We start from the raw sequence: 18,238 nt of genomic DNA on the forward strand, positions 1-18,238 counted from the left end.
CGGGCGAGCGCCCGTCGGGTGAGATACGATGAGGTGACAACAGACGACACGGCTCTGGCGCAAGATTCGATGCGCCCCCAGTCTCTTGTAGTGGGAAGGGCCGATCCTCCCTATTCACGATTGCGCGTGGTGGGTTCCGCGCGAATGGTCCGTTAGCCCGGATGGAGCGAAGCGCAACCCGGAAAGTGCCGCAGCCGAGCGAGCGGCCCCGATTACGCTTCCCTTCATCCAGGCTACCAGTCGGCAAAATTAACTTAGCTAATTGGCTTACAATTGTTGACGCGAGATCATGGCAGCCCTATAGTTAGCCCCATGGCTAACCAACTATCCCGGCTCGATCAGGTTTTCGCGGCCCTTGCCGATCCCACCCGGCGGGCGATCGTGATGCGGCTCTGCGCCGGCGAGGCGTCGGTCGGCGAACTCGCCGATCCCTTCGCGATGGCGCTGCCGAGCTTCATGAAGCACATCCATGTGCTGGAGACGAGCGGTCTCGTCCTGTCGGAGAAATCCGGCCGCGTGCGCACCTGCCGCCTCAGTCCTGACGCGCTCCTCACTGCGGAGGACTGGTTCCAGCACCAGCGTGCGATCTGGGAGGCGCGGCTCGATCGCTTCGAAACCTATGTGATGAAGCTGAAGAAAGAGCGGGCGGCTGCCAAACGGGCGACCAAGTCAAGTAACAAGCCGATCGACAAGACAACCGGCAAGACAACCAGACGGAAAGGTTCCTGACGATGACGAATTCTGCCAATCCCGCGCTGTCGCAATGGTCGCTCGACCGTGAGATCGTGATGTCGCGCGTGATCGACGCGCCGCGCGATCTGGTGTTCGAAGCGTGGTCCGACCCGAAGCATCTGCCGCAATGGTTCGGCCCGAAGGGCTTCAAGGTTGAGACCTTCGAGATCGACGTGCGGGTCGGCGGCGTCTGGCGCTTCAACATGATCGGCCCGGACGGCACGGTCTACCCGAACCGCATGCGCTTTCGCCGCATCGAACGGCCGTCGCTGATGGAGATGGATCACGGTACCGACCAGGACGAGGATCCCGGAATGTTCCGTTTCACCGTCACCTTCGCCGAGCAGAGCAACGGCAAGACGGTTCTGATGATGCGGCAGCTGGCGTCGAGCGCGGCGCAGCGCGACGGCATGATCAACTTCGGTGCCGTCGAATACGGCTACCAGACACTCGACAAGCTCGCGGCCTATGTGAGTGGGATGAAGAGGTAGGGCGAGCAGCCACTTCCTCTCTCATGCGGAGGAGGCCGCGGAGCGGCCGCCTCGAAGCACGAGGACCATTGGTGAAGCCTTCATTCTTCAAGGCGCGCGCCCCTCGGGATGAGGGGCGCTTCATTCCTTCGCGTCGTCCGTGACGATGTCGCCGAGTTTCTGCCAGCGCTGGCCGTCGAACTGCACCATCTGGAACTGCTTGTTGACGCGATAGTCCGTCGGCGTCGTCGTCACCGAGATCCCCGGCAGCGTCAGGTCGAGTGCGATGTTGTTCAGGCTGGCGGCCTGGCGCATCACGTTCTCGCGCGTGAGATCGTCGCCGCATTGCTTCAGCACCTGCACCAGCAGCTGCGCGGTGATATAGCCGTAGACGTTCAGGTTCGAATCCTTGTCGCCCTCCGGGTAGTACTTGGCCATGAAGGCGAGATATCGCTTCATGCCGGGATCGTCCTTCCATTCGGGATCGGCTGAATCCTTGACATAACCGACGCTGACGACGCCCTTGGCGTTGTCGAGTCCGGCAGGTTTCAGCACCGCGCTGACCGAGGAGGCGTTGATGTCGATGATGTGCAGCGGCTTCCAGCCGATCTCGGCCACCTTCTTGATCGCCTGCGCGGCCTGTTTCGGCGTGGTGGCGCTGAACAGCACGTCGGCACCGGCATCCTTCAACCGCAGGATCTGCGAGTCGATGGTCGGCTCGGTGATCTCGTAGGACGTCTCGGCGACGATCATCTTCGCTTTGTCACCGAGACCTGCCTTGAAGCCGGCGAGGTAATCCTTGCCGAGATCGTCGTTCTGATAGAGCACGCCGATCCTGGCGTTCGGATGGTTCTTCAGAAGATATTGCGCGTAGATCCGGCCCTCGACGAGGTAGGACGGATTGAAGCCCATGGTCCAGGGGAAGTTCTTCGGATCGGTGAAACGCGCCGCGCCCGTTGCCGCGAAGAGCTGCGGGACCTTCTTGGCGTTGAGATATTTTTGCACGGCGACATTGGGCGCCGTGCCAATGATCTGGAAGGTCAGCAGCACCTCGTCGCTTTCGACAAGCTTGCGGGTCTGCTCAACCGTCTTCGGAGGCGAATAGGCATCGTCATACTGGATCAGATTGACCTTGCGGCCGTTGACGCCGCCCTGGTCGTTGATCATCTTCATGTAGGCGGCCTGGGTCTTGCCGATGACGGCATAGGCCGAGGCCGGCCCGCTGAGCGGGACGGTCTGGCCGACCTTGATCTCGGTGTCGGATGCGCCGGGATCGTATTTCTTCTGGGCCTGTGCCGCCGGGATCGATAGCGCGAGAACGATCGCGACTGCCGGGACACGGTTGAGAAGTACGTTTTTCATTTCCATTCCCTGTTCGTGACCGTCACTCGCCCTTGAGACCGGCCTCGCGGATCAGCCCGGTCCACTTTTTTGTTTCGTTGTCGATGAACTGACCGAACTCGGCCGCGGTGCCGGCGCGCACTTCGAGGCCCTGGGCGGTCAGCTTGTCCATGACCACCGGCTCGGCCAGCGCGCGCAAGACTTCGGCCTGCAGCTTGTCGACGATGGCCCGCGGCGTCGTCGAAGGCGCCATGAAACCGTACCAGCCGGCCGCAGCCACGTTGGGAAAACCCTGCTCGCGCAGGGTCGGCGCTTGCGGATAGAGCGCGCTGCGTTCGGCCGAGGCGACGCCGAGCACGATGAACTTGCCGCTCTGGATGTAGGGCAGTGCGGTCGGCAGCGCCGTCAGCGTGGCATCGACGCGGCCGGCGAGCAGTTCGGTGTAGGACGCGGCATCGCCACGGAAGGGAATGTTGAGACCCTTGACGCCGGCATCCTTGAACAGGAGTTCGCCGGCAAGATGCGGCTGCGAGCCGGCGCCGGGCGAGGCGAAGGTCAGGCCATCCGGCTTCGATTTGCCGTAGGCGATCAATTCGGGAAGCGTCTTGAACGGCGCATCCGCGCTGATGATCAGGAACAGCGGCGCGATCACAGCCATCGCGACGGGCTGCAGATCCTTGCGCTCATAGGTCAGCTTGCCGAACAGCGCTTCGGCGGTCGCGTAGGGCGCCGCGACATAGAGGAGGGTATAGCCGTCGCCCGGCGCATGCGCGACCGTGTCGTTGGCGATGCGGGTGCCGGCGCCCGGCTTGTTCTCTACGATGAACTGCTGGTGCAGGTTGCGGCCGAACTCTTCGGCCAGCAGCCGCAGCGAGATGTCGTTGGAGCCGCCGGGCCCGTAAGGCGAGATCAGCCGCACCATACGCGACGGCCAGGCGTCCTCAGCGCGTGCGGCGAATGGAAGTCCGGATATCGAAAGAGCGAGGGTGCCCAAAAATGTTCGCCGTGTGATGGTCATGGTGGCCTCCCGATGGCGGAGCGCCGATTGTCTTGTTCATCGCCTGGCGCTCTTCTTGTTCTGCTTTTGTGTTTCGGTCGCCGGTGCCGCCCCAATCATGGTGCGGATGCTGTCGGCAAGAGCGGCAATGCGCGGGCCGATCTCGCCCTCCAGCTGGCCGGGCTGGAGCCGGAATGCGGGGATGCCGCAATTGATCGAAAAGGCCTGCTTCGCCTCACGCGCATGAAACAGCGGCGCGGCGACGGCATGGATCGAGGCGATGTACTCGCCGAAGCAGGTGCAGAAGCCACGGCTGATGCATTGTGCGAGGCCGGCGCGGTATGTCTCGCGGAAGGCCGACCACAGCTCGGTGTCCTCGCTTGCAATGCGCTCTTCGAGCAGCGCGGCATCGGCCTGCGGCAAGGTCGCCGCCGCGGCACGGCCCATCGCCGTCATCACCACGGAAATGGGCATGCCGATGTCGGGGACGTGCGGGCCGACGTCGCCGGAGCGCGCGGTCTCGACATAGATCATGGAGGTCGCATCGAGCAGGCCGATCGAGACCGTGCCGCGCACGCTTTGCGCGAGCTCCTGCATCATGGGCCGCGCGACCTGGCGGAACTGCATGTCGGCGAGCAGCGGATGCGCCATGCGAAGGGCGCGCGCGCCGACGCGATATTTGGCGCGTTCGGAATCGTAGCGGAGGTAGCCGAGCTCGGCGAGCGTATGCGTCAGCCGCGCCACCGTTGGACGCGGAATCCCGGTCAGCGTCGACAGCTCCATGTTGCCGAGCTGCGTCGCTCCCGCCTTGAACGCTTCGAGCACCACGAGACCCTTTGCCAGCGTCGTCGCGAACGCGGCGTCGTCGATGCTGTCCGCCAGCACGGCGGCAGCGGACGAGGAGGCGCGGATCGGTTTGGACGCGGTTTTGGCCATCGAGGATTAAATGAACCCGGTCGGGGCGGTTGTCCAATAGATTCATAAAATAGTATTTTGTGTCCACTATCCGGACACGCCGGCGTTGCCCGTGCGGATAAAATGTGCGCGACGAGCTCCGCCGCACACAGATTCTAGTCGTGATTCCGTGGGTTGGTGAGAGGATTATTACGACTGAATGTCATATCGATTACAGCGGAGCGATTCATGTTGCAGTGGCAGGCGCGGACAAATCCCCTCGCGTGGTGGTGGGGGTCCCTGACGCTGGTCAGTGCTGCCAACATTCTCGCCTGGTTCATGCTGTACCGCGCGTTCGATCCCACGTCCGCCGGCGCATCAGTGGCGGCTCCGACATCGGAGTGATGTTCCTGCTCTGCGCCGGCTATGTCTTCGGCTGCGCCTTCCGCTCGTTCCTGCCGCGCGCCGACGTGCAGCGAATCTGTCTGTTCGACACCTGGCTCTCCAGCGTCTTCGTCGGCCGCACGGTCGCGACCGTGGCCGAACTGTGCTTCGCGGCGCAATGGGCGGTCATCCTGCATCAACTCGGGACCATGACGGGCGCCGAGACGGTTGTGAACATCGCGTGGGTGATCGTGCCCATCATCATCATCGCGGAGTGCTTCTCCTGGTATGCGGTGGTGACGACAAACTTCCTTTTCAACGCGATCGAGAACTCGCTGTGGGCGGTGACATTCTTCCTCGCGGGCATCGCGCTGTGCCGGCTGATGCCGGAATTCCAGGGGCCGGTGCGCTGGGCGCTGATTGCCGGCATCGTCGGCATCGCCTGCTTTCTGGCCTTCCTCGTCACCGTCGACGTGCCGATGTATCTCAGCCGCTGGCGGGCAGGGTATGAAGAGGGCAACCGGTTGCTCGGCTTCCTCGAAGGCCTGCATGACGTCTCGACGCGCTGGGTCGTGACCCACGACATCGCGCACTGGAAGGGCGAGCTGACCTGGATGTTCCTGTATTTCACCGCCGCCGTGTGGTCGAGCCTTGCGCTTTGTGCGCTCTACGCGATGGAAGGCTATCTCACGCGCTATCTGGCTTGAGCAATCAGGCCTCGCCGAGATCGACCTCCGTCAAGATGCCCTGGCGCAGCGCCAGCCGGACCAGCTCGATGTCGGATCCGACGCCGAGCTTGTCCTTGATCAGGGAATGCAGGTTCGCCACCGTCTTCGGGCTGACATGGAGCGTCTCGGCGATCTCCTCTGTCGTATTCTCGGCGAGCAGCAGCCGCAGCACTTCGAATTCGCGCGGCGTGAGGACGTCGGCGGCAGAGCTTTCCCCGGCCAGCCGGCTCAGCGCGAGCTCATGGTCGATGTCGGGGCTGATTGCGATCCTGCCGGCGAGCACGTCCATCACGGCGCGCACCAGCGTCTCCGGCGGACTGGTCTTGGTGACGTAGCCCCTGGCGCCGGCGCGGATCGCCTGCACGGCAAAGCCGGCATTCTCGTGCATGGTGAAGACGAGGATCCTCGCGCCCTTGTCCCACTGCCTGATGCGCCTGACCGCCTCGATGCCGCCGATGCCGGGCATGCTCAGATCCATGATGACGAGGTCGGGCGCCTCCGATTTGTAGAGACGATAGGCCTCGGCGCCGTCGGCGGCTTCGGCGATGACGCGAAGTCCCGGCTGCTTCTGGAGCACGGAGCGATAGCCCTCGCGGACGACGGAATGGTCGTCGACCAGCAGAATGGTCGCGCCGGCCGCGCTCATGCGGCGTGCTCCAGCGGCGGCCGATCGGCGGCTGCGAGCGGAATGACGACGCGCAGTGCGGAGCCGCCGTTCGGCTTGGCCTCGAAGCTCAATTGGCCGCGCAAGGCCGCGACGCGCTCGCGCATGCCGAGCAGGCCCATTCCGGATTTCGCGACGGGATCGGTCGCGCGTCCGTCATCGTCGATCGCAAGCGCGATCTCGCTCGCCCCCATCGTCAATTCCAGGCTGACCCGCGTGGCGACGGCATGCTTGGCGGCATTGGTGAGCGCCTCCTGCACGATCCGGTAGAGGCTGGCGCTGATCGTGGCCGGCAGGGTCTCGAATGCGCCGTCGAACCGGATCGAGAAGCGCGTCTCGCCGCGGCTGCGCCCGTTCCAGCCCGCGACCAGGCCTTCGAGGCTGGCGACGAGCCCGAGCTCCTCGACATCCGGCGGCCGCAGCCGGAACAGTGTGCCGCGCAACGTCTCCATCATGCCGGTTGCGGTCCGCGCGATGCCGTCGCATTCGCCAAGCAAGGAAGGGCAGTCCTGCGCGGCGGTCTGGCGGGCGGAGGAGGCGAGCGCCCGGATGGCGGCGAGCGACTGGCCGAACTCGTCATGCAGCTCGCGCGCGAGATGGCGGCGCTCCTCGTCCTGGAGCGCGATCAGCTTCCGCGTCAGCTCGCTGCGTTCGGCAAGTGCGGTCTCGAGGCTTTCGGCGAGATGGTTGAAGCCGTCGCGGATCGCGGAGAGCTCGGCAAGGTCGAACGGCGGCAGCCGCGTGGTGAGGTCGTTGGCGGCAATCCGCTCCAAACCGGTGCGGATCATGCGGGTGGGGCGCAGCGCGCGTGCCAGCGCGGCGTAGACCAGGGCGCAGAGCAGCGGCAGCGCGATCGCCAGCGCCAGCATCAGGCGGCCGGCCTCGTGCCAGGCCTCCGCCGTCTGCACGGCCGGCTCGACCGAGACCACGGCGTCGCCAAGCTTCGCTCCGCGCACGATCACAGGCCGTGCCGCTTCGCGGCCGGGGTCGAACAGGCTGCGATAGAAGGCCGTGAAGGCTTGCGGCGGCGGGTTTGCCGGGGCGGGCGCGCCGCTGCAGAAGCGCTGGAGGATGTCGCCGCTCGTGCCGCGGAATGCCAGGCACAGGCCGGGCGTCATCACATAGGCCGAAACGGGGTCGAGGTTGGGAAAGTCCGAGCGCGGGCTGGCGACCCACTGGATCTTGCCCTGCTGTAGCTCCAGCGTCTTGGCGACGATGGCGGCGATGTCGTCGAGGCGCGCATGCGCCGCGCGGTCGGCCGTAATCAGGAAATAGGCGGAGATAACGGCGAAGCAGGCGGCCGATATCGCGGCCACGCGCAACGTCAGACGGACTTTGAGATCGAACCTCGGGCGGTTCCACATCGGCGGGCACCTGGTGCGAACGGGTTGTCGCGCCCGCATTAAACGGCAGAACGCACCTAGCGCAAAGCCGTCAGGTGTGAGTGCGGTGCACCGTCGTGAAATTTTCCCGGTCATCGCCGGGACCGGCGCTGCTGCGAGCCCTGATTACGCCGTCCAGATTGTGCGCCGCTCCGTCATACGAGGCACATTTATGCACCTGCGCCGGTTGATCCTCTCAGTCTGTCTCCTTGTCGTCCTTCCGCCGGCTTATGCGCTTGGTGCCGAGACTGCCGTCGGCGTCGCCATGGACGATTTCAGTTATACCGATACGTCAGCGGAGCCTGCCAACCAGACCGCCGCCCACGAGCGACGGCTGGCGGCCTTCATGGCTGCGCTCCGGCAAGATATCGGCGGAGACCGGCGCTACCGGCTGGTGCCCTCGGCCCAGGACGGCGCGGCGTTCAAGGTGATCGGCGGCATCCAGAAGACGAGCACACTGGTGCTATGGGCCAAGGTCGCCGTGATCGACGTTGGCGCCAGGAAGGTCGTGATGGACAAGCTCTACACCTTCCGCGGCGACAATGATGAATCATGGGAGCGTGCCGAGATCTTCGTGTCCCGCGAGATCATGGCCGCGCTCGGCGCACCCGCGCCGATCGCGCTGGCGGTGTTCGAATTCGAGCTCGAGGACAACACCGCGGCGCCGGCCGCCGGTCTCGCGGCCGCAGATGCATCCAATCTGGCCGAAGTGACCGGCAGTGTGCGCGATGCCCTTGGCCAATCCGGCCGCTACCGCCTCGTCGATGTCGGCAGCGCGAACGAGGAGGCGGTAAAGGCACGCGCTTTACGCGACTGCGGCGGCTGCGAAGCGGCGATGGCGCAAGGGCTCGGTGCGGATCAGTCTCTGATCGGGGTGGTGCGGCGGGTCAGCCGCACCGAATACACGCTCGGCTTCCAGGTGCGCGATGCCAGGACCGGCGCGGTGCTGGCACGCGGCGACAGCGGCCTGCGCCTGGGCGCGGACTATTCCTGGAAACGGGGCGCCGTGCGGCTGGTCAGCGACCGGCTGATCGAGAACCAATAGCAGCGCTCATCGATCAGAACGTCAATTGCACCTTCATCGACTGCGAGCGGTCGCTGGCGAGCTCGAACGCTGCGACCGCGTTCTCGAACGGCATGGTCGCCGTGATCAGCGGCTTGACGTCGATCAGGCCTTCGCCCATCAGCCGCACCGCCAGCTCGAATTCGGGATCGAAGCGGAAGGTGCCGCGCAGCTGCAATTCCTTGGCGACGATGGAGTTGATCGGCAGCGTCATTTCGCCGCCCAGGCCGAGCTGCACCAACGTGGCACCCGGCCTGAGCACGTCGAGCGCGGTGCGGAGTGCGGCCTGGTTGCCCGAGGCTTCGAACAGCGTGTCGAACACACCCTTGCCGGTGCGCCACGGATCGAGCGCCGCGGCGTCGGCCGCGACATTGATGGCATGACTGGCCCCGAGCTTCCTGGCGACCGCAAGCGGCGCCTCCGCGACGTCGGTGACCACGATCTCGGCCGCGCCGCCGAAGCGCGAGACCAGGATCATCAGCGCGCCGATCGGGCCGCAGCCGGTGATCAGCACGCGCTTGCCGAGCAGGGGCCCGGCCTGCTTGCCGGCATGCAGGCACACCGCGAGCGGCTCGGCGACCGCGGCTTCCGCCAGCGACAGCTTGTCGGCGATCGCAACGGCCTGCGCCGCATCGACCGTGATGAATTCGCGAAAGCCGCCCTGCACATGGGGAAAGCGCATCGCGCTGCCGAGAAAGCGCATGTCGAGGCACTGGTTGCGCATACCCTCCTGGCAATGCAGGCACCGGCCGCACGGCTTGCTCGGATTGACCGCGACCCGAGTGCCCGGCTTCACGTTCGTGACGCCGTCACCGACGGCTGCGACCACGCCCGCGATCTCGTGCCCCAGCGCCATCGGCTGCTGGATGCGCACGACACCGAAGCCACCGTGATGATAGTAGTGCAGATCGGAGCCGCAGATGCCGCCGTTCGCGATCTTGACGCGGACTTCGCCCGGACCGGGCGCTGCATCTGGATAGCTATCGATCCGCAGATCTTTCGGTGCGTGAATGACGACGGCGTGCATGGTTGGCTCCCTCAGCGTTTCGCGGCTCACATCGCAGCGATCATGCCGCCATCGACATAGATGATCTGGCCGTTGACATAGGTCGAGGCATCCGAGGCCAGGAAGATCGCAGCGCCCACCAGCTCGTCCGGTCGGCCCCAGCGCTTGGAGGGAACGCGGCCCATCAGCCAGTTGTTGAAGTCGGTGTTGTTGACCAGCGCCTCGTTCATGTCGGTCAGCATGTAGCCGGGGCCGATCGCGTTGGCCTGGATGCCGTGCTGGGCCCATTCCACCGCCATCGAGCGGGTCAGGTTCTTGATGCCGCCCTTGGCAGCGGTGTAGGGCGCAATCGTGGGACGCGCGAGCTCGCTGCCGAGCGAGCCGATATTGATGATTTTGCCGTACTTGCGCGGGATCATGCGCTTGGCCGCCTCGCGGCCGATCACGAAGGCGCTGGTGAGGTTGGTCTCGATCACCTTGCGCCACTCGTCGGTGGTGAACTCCACCAGCGGCTTGCGGTGCTGGATGCCGGCATTGTTGACGAGGATGTCGACCGCGATGCCCCTCTTGTCGAAGTCGTTGAAGGCGGCGACGATCGCAGGCTCGTCGGTGACATTGAAAGCGGCGCCTTCGGCCTGGTGGCCGGCGGCGCGAAACTCGGCGACGGCCTGCTCGACACGCTTGGGATCGACGCCGTTGATGATCAGCTTGGCGCCGGCCTTGGCCATGCCCTCGGCAATGGCGCGGCCGAGGCCGCGGGAGGAGCCGGTCACGAGCGCGGTGCGGCCGGAAAGATCGAAGAGGGCGGTGCTCATCTCAAGAATCCTCAGACGTTGGAACGGCGCACGGTCAGATCGGAGCGGTCGAAGACGGCAGGCAGAAGGTCGACGCCGAGGCCGGGGCCTTCCATTGGATAGACAAAACCATCCTTGATCGTGGGCATGGTGGTCACGAGCTCATTGTACCAGCCCTTGTAGAAGGCGCGCACGGATTCCTGGATCAATGTGTTGGGCTGGCTGAACGACATGTGGATGGCAGCGATGAAGCCGATCGGGCCGATGCAGTCGTGCGGTGCGAAGGGCCGGTGATAGGTCTCGGCCATCGCCGCGATCTTGCGGCCCTCGGTGAGGCCGCCGGTCCAGCACAGATCCGCCATCACCACATGCATAGCGTCGCGGTCGAGCATGTCCTTGTAGGGGAAGCGCGAGCCCAGCGTCTCGCTGGCGCAGACCCAGACGTCGGTGCAGCGGGCATATTCGGCCAGCGCCTGCGGCGAGTTCATACGGATCGGGTCTTCGTACCAGGTCGGCTTGTAGGGCTCGAGCGCGCGCGCGATCTGTTTTGCGGTTGGCAGGTTCCACAGCGAGTGAAGCTCGACCATGATCTCCATCTTGTCGCCGACCGTCTTTCGGATCTTCTCGAACGGCTCGATCGCCTGCTTCATCTGCGCGGCGGAGATGTAGAGACCCTTGTTCTCCTGCGCCGCCGGATCGAACGGCCAGATCTTCATCGCGGAGATGCCGCTCTCCAGCAGGTTTTCGGCAAGCGCGTCGGCGCGGTGCATGAAGCCGTCGAGGTCTTCGTAGGGACTTTTGGCAGCGCCAAGATTCCAGTTCGCGACCGGGCTGATATTGGTGGAGCGGACATATTGGGTGCCGGCGCAGGTGTTGTAGATGCGCTGCTTGTCGCGGCAGAGGCCGCCGAGCATCTGGTGGACCGGCTGATTGCAGACCTTGCCGAACAGGTCCCACAGCGCAATGTCGATTGCCGAAGCCGCGCGATATTCGACGCCGGTGGACGACTGCGCCATCGGCAGGTTCAGCATGTCGCGATGGATCGCCTCGACGTGCAGCGGATTGCGGCCGAGCAGGCGGCCGGCAAAGGTGTCGTGGATCTGCGCCTCGACTGCGCCGGCGCCATAAAAGGTTTCACCGAGGCCGATCATGCCCGTGTCGGTGTGGACGCGCACCCAGATGACGTTGGAGAATTCTTCGGTGCGCAGCGTCTCTATCGACGTGATCTTCACGGCAATACTCCTCCCGTCGCAGGCGCGCGCAGCGCCGTCTTGTTGTCATTCCGCACCGCAACATGGTGCGGGCGCATGCGAAGTCTTACGCTCGCTTGTAATATATCACAACATGTTTTAGGGATATCACCAACAAGGCGCCATCCAGCAACGACGGCGCGGGCTGAGGGAGAGACGGCATGGCAACGCGCAAGCGCGCGCTCGAGGTGGTGAGGAACGACGACGGCGAGGGCAAGCCCTTCCGACGCAACCGTCTCAACTTCTTCGAGCTCGCCTACCAGAGGATCGAAGAGCTGCTCGTCCATTGCGAGCTCAAGCCAGGCCAGTTCATGACGATGCTGGAATTGCAGCACATCACCGGCTTCGGCCGTACGCCGGTTCATCACGCCGTCAATCGTCTCTCCGCCGATACGTTGATCATCATCCGACCGCGCCACGGTCTGCGCATTGCGCCGATCGATCTGGCACGCGAGCGCATGCTGCTGGCCTTGCGCCGCGACATGGAGCGCTTCGTGATCCGGCTTGCGGCCGATCGCGCCAGCCTCTCGCACCGCAATCAGGCGCTGCATATCGAGCGCCTTTTGCGCGAGCGCCGCGCCACTCTGACCCTCGACGAGTTCAACAGTATTGACCGCCGCATCGACGCGCTGGTGCTGGAGGCGGCAGGCGAGCCGTTTCTGGTGCACACGCTACGGCCGTTACACACGCTGTACCGGCGCATCGGCTACATCCACCACCGGTTCATGCCGGGACAGGCCGAACTGTCAGGCACGATCGATCGTCACCTCGCCATTCTCGCCGCGGTCGCCGGCCGCCGCGTCGAGGACGCGGTGAAGGCGAGCGATGCACTGATCGACTACATGGGCGAGATGTTCACCGGCATGGAGGTCGGGATCGACCCGCGCCTGCTCGATTGCAGCATCGAGCCGCTGCTTGGCACGTAAGAAAGTTTTGAAGAGAGGACCAAAGATGTCGACGATGGCGATGCCACAACCGACCGCGAGCGAAGCCGCGGTCCGCTACCTCATCACGAACTACAGTCCCAAGGGCAACAAGGTCGGCTGGCTGATGATGGCCTCGATCCTGGTCGAAGCCTGGGATCTCTATTCGATCGCCTTCGTGCTGATCTTCATCAAGGAGCAGTTCAATCCCGATCCGCTGATGCTGGGCCTGGCCGCGGCCGGTACGCAAGGCGGCGCCCTGATCGGTGCGCTGCTCGGCGGCTGGCTCTCCGACAAGATCGGCCGCCGCGTCATGTTCCTGGTGACGATGGTGCTGTTCATCGTGCTGGCGCTGGCGCAGGCCTTCGTGCCCAATGTGTTCTGGCTCGTCGTGATCCGCTTCTTGCTCGGCGTTCCGCTCGGTTCGGACATCTCGACCGGCTACACCTACATCATGGAATCCATGGCCAAGGGTGAGCGCGAAGTCATGGGCAACCGCTGGCAATTCATGTTCGCGGTCGGTGAGGTCCTGACGATCGGCGTCATCGTGATCTTCCTGCTGCTCGACATCAACCACGAAACGCTATGGCGGGTGACGCTCGGCCTCGGCGCGCTGCCGGCGCTGATCATCCTGATCATGCGGCACGACGTGCCGGAGACGGCGGTCTGGCTGGTGCAGAAGGGACGCTACCGCGAGGCCAAGCAGGTCGCGCGCGAGATGTTCAACGACGACCTCGCCATGCTGCCGGACCATGACGTGGAGGTGCCCAAGGTGTCCACCCGCGACTTCCTCGCCGACCTCAAGAAGGATCCGATCCGCTGGCGCGCCACGATCTACGGCTGGATCGCCTGCTTCGCGCAGGCCAGCGAGTTCTCGACCTTCGCGTTCTACCTGCCGGTGCTCTTCGTGATGGTCGGCGTGTCGAGCGTGCTCGGCATCAATCTGGTGACGATGGCGCTGTTCTCCTTCGCTGCCGTGTCGGGCTGGGTCGGTCCGCTGCTGACCCCGAAAATCGGCCACCGCGGCATCTCGATCGCGGGCTTCTCGATCGTGCTGGTCTCGCTGCTGGTCGCGGCCTTCGCGCTCTACACCGACAACAAGATCCTGCTGCCGTTCGCGGCTGCCGCGATGCTGTGGGGCCATTATTGGGATGCCTCCAACTGCATGACGATCCCGACCATGGTCGCCAAGCCGAAATATCGCGGCACCGCCAGCGGCTTCGCCTACATGTTCGTGAAGCTGCCGTCGTTCCTCGCGATCTTCCTGTTCCCGTCGTTGTTCGCGGCGATTGGGCAGGCGAATGCCACGCTGTTCGTCGCGATCTTCCCGCTGATCGGATTGCTTGCCGCAATCTTCATCCTGCCGGAAGTCTACGGCTACGAGAACGACTGATCTCGCAAGTTACCTGATCGCGGCCGCCAGGGCCGCGATTAGGGCCGGCGGCGTCACGAGCAGTCCGAGCTTGAGGAACGGCCAGGCGCCGACTTCGATCTTCTCCCGCCGCAGCGCCACCAGCCACAGGATGGTGGCGAGCGAACCGGTCACCGACAGATTGGGACCGAGATCGACGCCGATCAGGATGGCGCTCACGACCGGCGCGGGCAAGTGATCGCTGGCGGCGACCGAGCCGGCAACGAGACCGACGGGAAGATTATTGGCGATGTTGTCGGCGACCGCGGTGGCGATGCCGACGCTCCAGGCCGCCTTCGTCACGGATTGTCCGACAGCTTCATGCAGCAGCGCGCTGAGCTGCCCGATCACGCCGGTCTTGATCAGCGCTTCCACCATCACGAACAATCCGCCGACCAGCGGCAGCACGCTCCAGGAGACGCCGCGCAGCACGGGGAGCGGCGATTGCCGGTTGAGCAGCAGCACGATTGCGGCTGTCACCACGCCGCAAACGAAGGTCGGCAGGCCCAATTGCTTGTCCAACGCGGAGGCCGTGACCAGCACGACGCCGATCGCCACGATGCCGATCGCCGTCAGCTTGCCGCCGCGGCCGAGCTTGGGATGCGGCACTCTGCGCGCGATCGTCTCTTCCTTCAGGGCGCGGTGCTGGGTCAGGCGCAGCACGACATAAGTCAGCAGGATCGAGGCCGCCGAGGGCAGGGCGAACAGCCGCAGCCATTCGGTGAGCGCAGGCATGTGGGCGCCGAACACGACGAGATTGGCGGGGTTGGAGATCGGCAGCACGAAGCTCGCGGCATTGGCGATGAAGGCGCAGACGAAGAGATAAGGCAGCGGCTTGGCGCCGGCCGCACGCGTCGCGGCATAGACGGCGGGGGTCAGCACGATCGCGGTGGCGTCGTTCGAGAGCAGGACGGTGACGAGCGTGCCGACAATGTAGATCAGCAGGAACAGCCGCTGCGGCGAGCCGCCGGCATGTTCCACGGCGAGCGCTGCGAGATAGTCGAACAGGCCTTCGAGCCGCGCCAGCTCGGCGATCAGCATCATGCCGATCAGGAAAAGATAGACATCCACGCCTTTCTCGATGCCGGTGAGCGCATCCCGCCAGGGCAGCAGACCGAACAGCACGAGCGCACTGGCGCCGATGATGGCCCAGATCGCCTCCGGCAGGCGAAAGGGCCGGATGATGACGCCTGCGGTCGCGACGACGATGATGCTCCAGGCCCAGATGGCGTTAGACGGCACGTTCGATCCTTGAGATGTGTCGGTTCATTCGGCAGCGATAGCGGAAGCCGATGTCGATGTCTTCCCCCCGCGAGCGCGGACGGCTATCTGCGATTGCCGCGTCTCGGCCCGAGTTTCAGTCCACAATGTTGTTCAAAAGCCCGTTGGGTTGGAGCGGCGCGATAGCGCCGTCATTGCGAGGAGCGCAGCGACGAAGCAATCCAGACTGTTTCCGCGGAAAGATTTTGGATTGTTTCGCTGCGCTCGCAACTACGGAGTTTGTGGCAGCTTCGTGCGACCATAACACTCATCGCGCCATCGACGGCTTTGCCGTGATTGCCTTGCGCAAGATGCGCGACAGCGCTTCGACCGAATACGGCTTCTGGATCAGCTCGAAACCGCGATCGGCGTTCTCGGCGAGAACGTTGCTGTAACCAGAGGTGAGCACGACGGGCAGGCCCGGATAGCGTTCGCGGATGATGCCGGCGAGCTCGACGCCGTTCATGCCGGGCATGATGACGTCGGAGAAAACGAGATCGACGGCGAACTCGTTCTCGCCGAGAATGGCGAGCGCCGCATTGGCGTTGGCGGCGCGGCGGACGACATAGCCGAGGTCTTCCAGCAGCTCGGTGGAGAACCGGCCGACCTCGTCGTCGTCTTCCACCACGAGCACGCGATAGCCGCGCCCGGTGGCCGCGGCCTCATAGGTCAGCGCCGCGGCTTCCTGATCTGTCGCGGGGCTGTGCGCCCGCGGCAGATAGATGGTGAAGGTCGCGCCTTCACCATGGGTGCTCGTCACGGCAATGTCGCCCTCGGACTGCTTTGCGAAGCCGAAGGCCTGGCTCAGGCCGAGGCCGGTGCCCTTGCCGACCTCCTTGGTGGTGAAGAACGGCTCGAAGATGGCTTCGATGTTTTCGGGCGCGATGCCGCTGCCGGTGTCGGCAACGGAGATCGCGACATAGTCGCCGCCGCGCGCCGGTTGCGTGCGGAGGTCGGGGATTCCCTGAACTTTCCGGACCGCTATGGTGAGACGGCCTTCGCCGTCCATGGCGTCGCGGGCGTTGATGGCGAGGTTGATTAGCGCGGTCTCGAATTGCGCGATATCGGCGACCGTGAAGCAGTCGCCATCGTGAACCTCCACCGCAATTTCGATGCGGCCGCCGACCAGCGGCCGGACCAGTTGCGCCACGCCTTCAACCTGGCTGCCGACGTTGAAGATCTGCGGTTTCAGCGGCTGCCGGCGCGCAAACGCCAGCAGCTGGGCGGTCAGCTTGGAGGCACGCTCGACGGTGTCCGAGATAGCATCGACATAGCGGCGACGGCGCTCCTCCGGCAGCTCGCGGCGGCGCAGGAAATCGGTGGCCGAGCGGATGATGGTGAGCAGATTGTTGAAGTCGTGCGCGACGCCGCCAGTGAGCTGGCCGATCGCCTCCATCTTCTGCGATTGCCGCAACGCTTCCTCGCCGCGGCGGCGCTCGGTGATGTCGACAGCCTCGGGCACCGCGCCGGTGATGTTGCCGTGGCGGTCGAGCACCGGGCGCATGCCGAACTCGAAATCGCGCTCGCCGATGGGAAGGCGCAGGCGCATCTCCAGCCGCACGGCTTCGCCCTTGAGCACGGTGTCGAAGGCCTCGCGCACCCGCACGCTCATGCCGTCCGTCGTGCTGAACCAGGGCGTCTGCCACAAGGGCTTTCCGATCACGTCCGCAGGGCTCGCCTTGATGGCGTCGAGCACGGTCGTGTTGGCGTAAAGCAGCTCGCCCCTGAGATTGACGAGGCCCTGATATTGGTTGCTGGTCTCCAGGATCGCGCGCAGCCGCGCCTCGTTGGATTCGAGCTCGGCGGTGCGCTCGGCGATGCGTTCTTCCAGCGTCTCGTTGAGCTGCCGGAGCTCGATCTCGGCCTGCTTGGCCACGGTGATGTCATGGGCAACGCCGATAAAGCCGATATGCCTGCCGGTCGGGTCCCAGCGCGGCTGCGATTCCGAACGCAGCCAGCGCCATTCGCCGGCGGCGTTCTTGTAGCGGGCTTCCAGCACGAACGGTTTGAGTGATGCTTCGCCCTGAACGGATTGCTGTAGCACGTGGGGCAGGTCGTCCGGATGCAGCACCTTGCGCCAGTCGAAGGCAATGGCCTGGTCGTAGGGCAGGCCGACGAAATCGACATAGGCCTGGTTGGCGAAGGACCGTGTGCGGTCGAGTTTGGTGACCCAGATCGGCACCGGAGCGCTGTCGGCGATCAGCCGGAAGCGCTCTTCGCTCTCGCGCAGGGTCTCACGCACCAGCATCTGGTCGGTGACGTCGATATGGGCGCCGACGAGGCGAAGGGCGCGGCCGCCACCGTCCCGCTCGATCTTGGCGACGACGCGGATCCAGCGGGTCTCGCCGTCGCTGGGGCGGATGATGCGGTATTCTGCGGTATAGTCCTCACTGGTGCCGGACAGCGCTTCGATGAAGTGCTTCACCGTAGCGTCCCGGTCGCCGGGATGAATGCGATTGATCCAGTCCTCGTGCGACTCGTCGGCAGCTTCCGGCGGCAGGCCGTGAAGCATCAGATATTCCGGCGAACGGCGGTTCTTGAAGCCTTCGCGGAAATCGACTTCGAGACCGCCGACCTTGCCGATGCGCTGGATGCGCGCAAGTTCGGCTTCGCGCTCCTGGAGCGCGCGATAGGCGTTGTCGCGCTCGCGCGCAACATCTTCCAGGTGCTGGCGCAGCTTTTCGGCGGCGATGGTCTCGGGCAAAGGATCGTTCAAGGCGTTGGCCGTTGTGATGCGAGAGCGCACGTGGCGGACCGATATTCACACAGACGTAGCGCGATGGCCATTGCTCAGAGGGAATATGGAAAGAAAGGCGTCGCCGGATGCAGTATGGTGGGCATGAGCGAACGCCAAGTCTGGCTATTTGTTCCGAACATTGGAACGATGAGCCCGCCGCGCGCGTATCCGCGAGGCGCCACAACTGTCATTCCCAAAAGCT

Annotated in this window: 15 protein-coding genes and 1 pseudogene; 6 read left to right on the forward strand and 10 right to left on the reverse strand. The window is 64.7% G+C overall.

The window, feature by feature from the left end; translation table 11 throughout:
- Positions 1 to 312: 312 nt before the first annotated feature.
- The gene (locus IVB36_RS22050) at positions 313 to 729 is read left to right on the forward strand and encodes a metalloregulator ArsR/SmtB family transcription factor (RefSeq protein ID WP_204511433.1); all 417 of its coding nucleotides are present in this window, start codon (positions 313 to 315) and stop codon (positions 727 to 729) included.
- Positions 730 to 731: 2 nt separating this feature from the next.
- On the forward strand, positions 732 to 1,223 hold the full coding sequence (locus IVB36_RS22055; protein ID WP_204511432.1) for an SRPBCC family protein: 492 nt from the start codon (positions 732 to 734) through the stop codon (positions 1,221 to 1,223).
- Between the two features lie 120 nt (positions 1,224 to 1,343).
- On the opposite strand, the gene IVB36_RS22060 is transcribed toward IVB36_RS22055, so the two are convergent.
- From IVB36_RS22060 to IVB36_RS22070, 3 genes are read right to left on the reverse strand one after another with little or no spacing between them, the layout of a single operon-like run.
- Positions 1,344 to 2,564: an ABC transporter substrate-binding protein gene (locus IVB36_RS22060; RefSeq protein ID WP_204511431.1), complete on the reverse strand. Its 1,221-nt coding sequence runs from the start codon at positions 2,562 to 2,564 to the stop codon at positions 1,344 to 1,346.
- A gap of 22 nt (positions 2,565 to 2,586) precedes the next feature.
- A complete protein-coding gene (locus IVB36_RS22065) occupies positions 2,587 to 3,561 on the reverse strand; it encodes a tripartite tricarboxylate transporter substrate binding protein (protein ID WP_204511430.1) in 975 nt (324 codons plus the stop codon).
- Between the two features lie 36 nt (positions 3,562 to 3,597).
- Positions 3,598 to 4,476: an IclR family transcriptional regulator gene (locus IVB36_RS22070; RefSeq protein WP_204511429.1), complete on the reverse strand. Its 879-nt coding sequence runs from the start codon at positions 4,474 to 4,476 to the stop codon at positions 3,598 to 3,600.
- Positions 4,477 to 4,683: 207 nt separating this feature from the next.
- Between IVB36_RS22070 and IVB36_RS22075 the strand changes: the two are divergent.
- A pseudogene (locus tag IVB36_RS22075) lies at positions 4,684 to 5,525 on the forward strand (hypothetical protein).
- 4 nt (positions 5,526 to 5,529) lie between these two features.
- Here IVB36_RS22075 and IVB36_RS22080 read toward each other — a convergent pair.
- Together IVB36_RS22080 and IVB36_RS22085 are read right to left on the reverse strand one after the other, a co-directional pair.
- Positions 5,530 to 6,192 (reverse strand): response regulator transcription factor, encoded by a 663-nt coding sequence (locus tag IVB36_RS22080; protein ID WP_085384464.1) that lies wholly within the window; start codon positions 6,190 to 6,192, stop codon positions 5,530 to 5,532.
- Entirely contained in the window at positions 6,189 to 7,574 is a 1,386-nt protein-coding gene (locus tag IVB36_RS22085; protein WP_018455245.1) for a HAMP domain-containing sensor histidine kinase, read from the reverse strand. Before IVB36_RS22085 ends, IVB36_RS22080 begins: the two co-directional genes overlap by 4 nt.
- A 190-nt stretch (positions 7,575 to 7,764) precedes the next feature.
- On the opposite strand from IVB36_RS22085, the gene IVB36_RS22090 reads away from it, so the two are divergent.
- A complete protein-coding gene (locus tag IVB36_RS22090) occupies positions 7,765 to 8,637 on the forward strand; it encodes a DUF3280 domain-containing protein (RefSeq protein WP_247370547.1) in 873 nt (290 codons plus the stop codon).
- A 13-nt stretch (positions 8,638 to 8,650) separates the two neighbouring features.
- On the opposite strand, the gene IVB36_RS22095 is transcribed toward IVB36_RS22090, so the two are convergent.
- From IVB36_RS22095 to IVB36_RS22105, 3 genes are read right to left on the reverse strand one after another with little or no spacing between them, the layout of a single operon-like run.
- Positions 8,651 to 9,682, reverse strand: a complete 1,032-nt coding sequence (locus IVB36_RS22095; protein ID WP_247370549.1) for an L-idonate 5-dehydrogenase — start codon at positions 9,680 to 9,682, stop codon at positions 8,651 to 8,653.
- A gap of 26 nt (positions 9,683 to 9,708) precedes the next feature.
- Positions 9,709 to 10,476, reverse strand: a complete 768-nt coding sequence (locus IVB36_RS22100) for an SDR family oxidoreductase (protein ID WP_085384460.1) — start codon at positions 10,474 to 10,476, stop codon at positions 9,709 to 9,711.
- A gap of 11 nt (positions 10,477 to 10,487) precedes the next feature.
- Complete coding sequence (locus tag IVB36_RS22105; protein ID WP_247392982.1) at positions 10,488 to 11,687, reverse strand: mandelate racemase/muconate lactonizing enzyme family protein; 1,200 nt, start codon at positions 11,685 to 11,687, stop codon at positions 10,488 to 10,490.
- 179 nt (positions 11,688 to 11,866) lie between these two features.
- On the opposite strand from IVB36_RS22105, the gene IVB36_RS22110 reads away from it, so the two are divergent.
- Together IVB36_RS22110 and IVB36_RS22115 are read left to right on the forward strand one after the other, a co-directional pair.
- Positions 11,867 to 12,631, forward strand: coding sequence for a GntR family transcriptional regulator (locus IVB36_RS22110; RefSeq protein ID WP_018455240.1), 765 nt, complete (start codon positions 11,867 to 11,869; stop codon positions 12,629 to 12,631).
- A 25-nt stretch (positions 12,632 to 12,656) separates the two neighbouring features.
- Complete coding sequence (locus IVB36_RS22115) at positions 12,657 to 14,021, forward strand: MFS transporter (RefSeq protein WP_085351341.1); 1,365 nt, start codon at positions 12,657 to 12,659, stop codon at positions 14,019 to 14,021.
- 9 nt (positions 14,022 to 14,030) lie between these two features.
- Here IVB36_RS22115 and IVB36_RS22120 read toward each other — a convergent pair whose 3' ends face one another.
- Together IVB36_RS22120 and IVB36_RS22125 are read right to left on the reverse strand one after the other, a co-directional pair.
- Entirely contained in the window at positions 14,031 to 15,281 is a 1,251-nt protein-coding gene (locus tag IVB36_RS22120) for an arsenic transporter (RefSeq protein WP_018455238.1), read from the reverse strand.
- 286 nt (positions 15,282 to 15,567) lie between these two features.
- Positions 15,568 to 18,045, reverse strand: coding sequence for a PAS domain S-box protein (locus IVB36_RS22125; RefSeq protein ID WP_085384459.1), 2,478 nt, complete (start codon positions 18,043 to 18,045; stop codon positions 15,568 to 15,570).
- Positions 18,046 to 18,238 lie beyond the last annotated feature (193 nt).

Origin of the sequence: Bradyrhizobium sp. 35, from assembly GCF_023073215.1 — a bacterium.
GTDB classification, from domain to species: Bacteria; Pseudomonadota; Alphaproteobacteria; order Rhizobiales; family Xanthobacteraceae; genus Bradyrhizobium; species Bradyrhizobium canariense_D.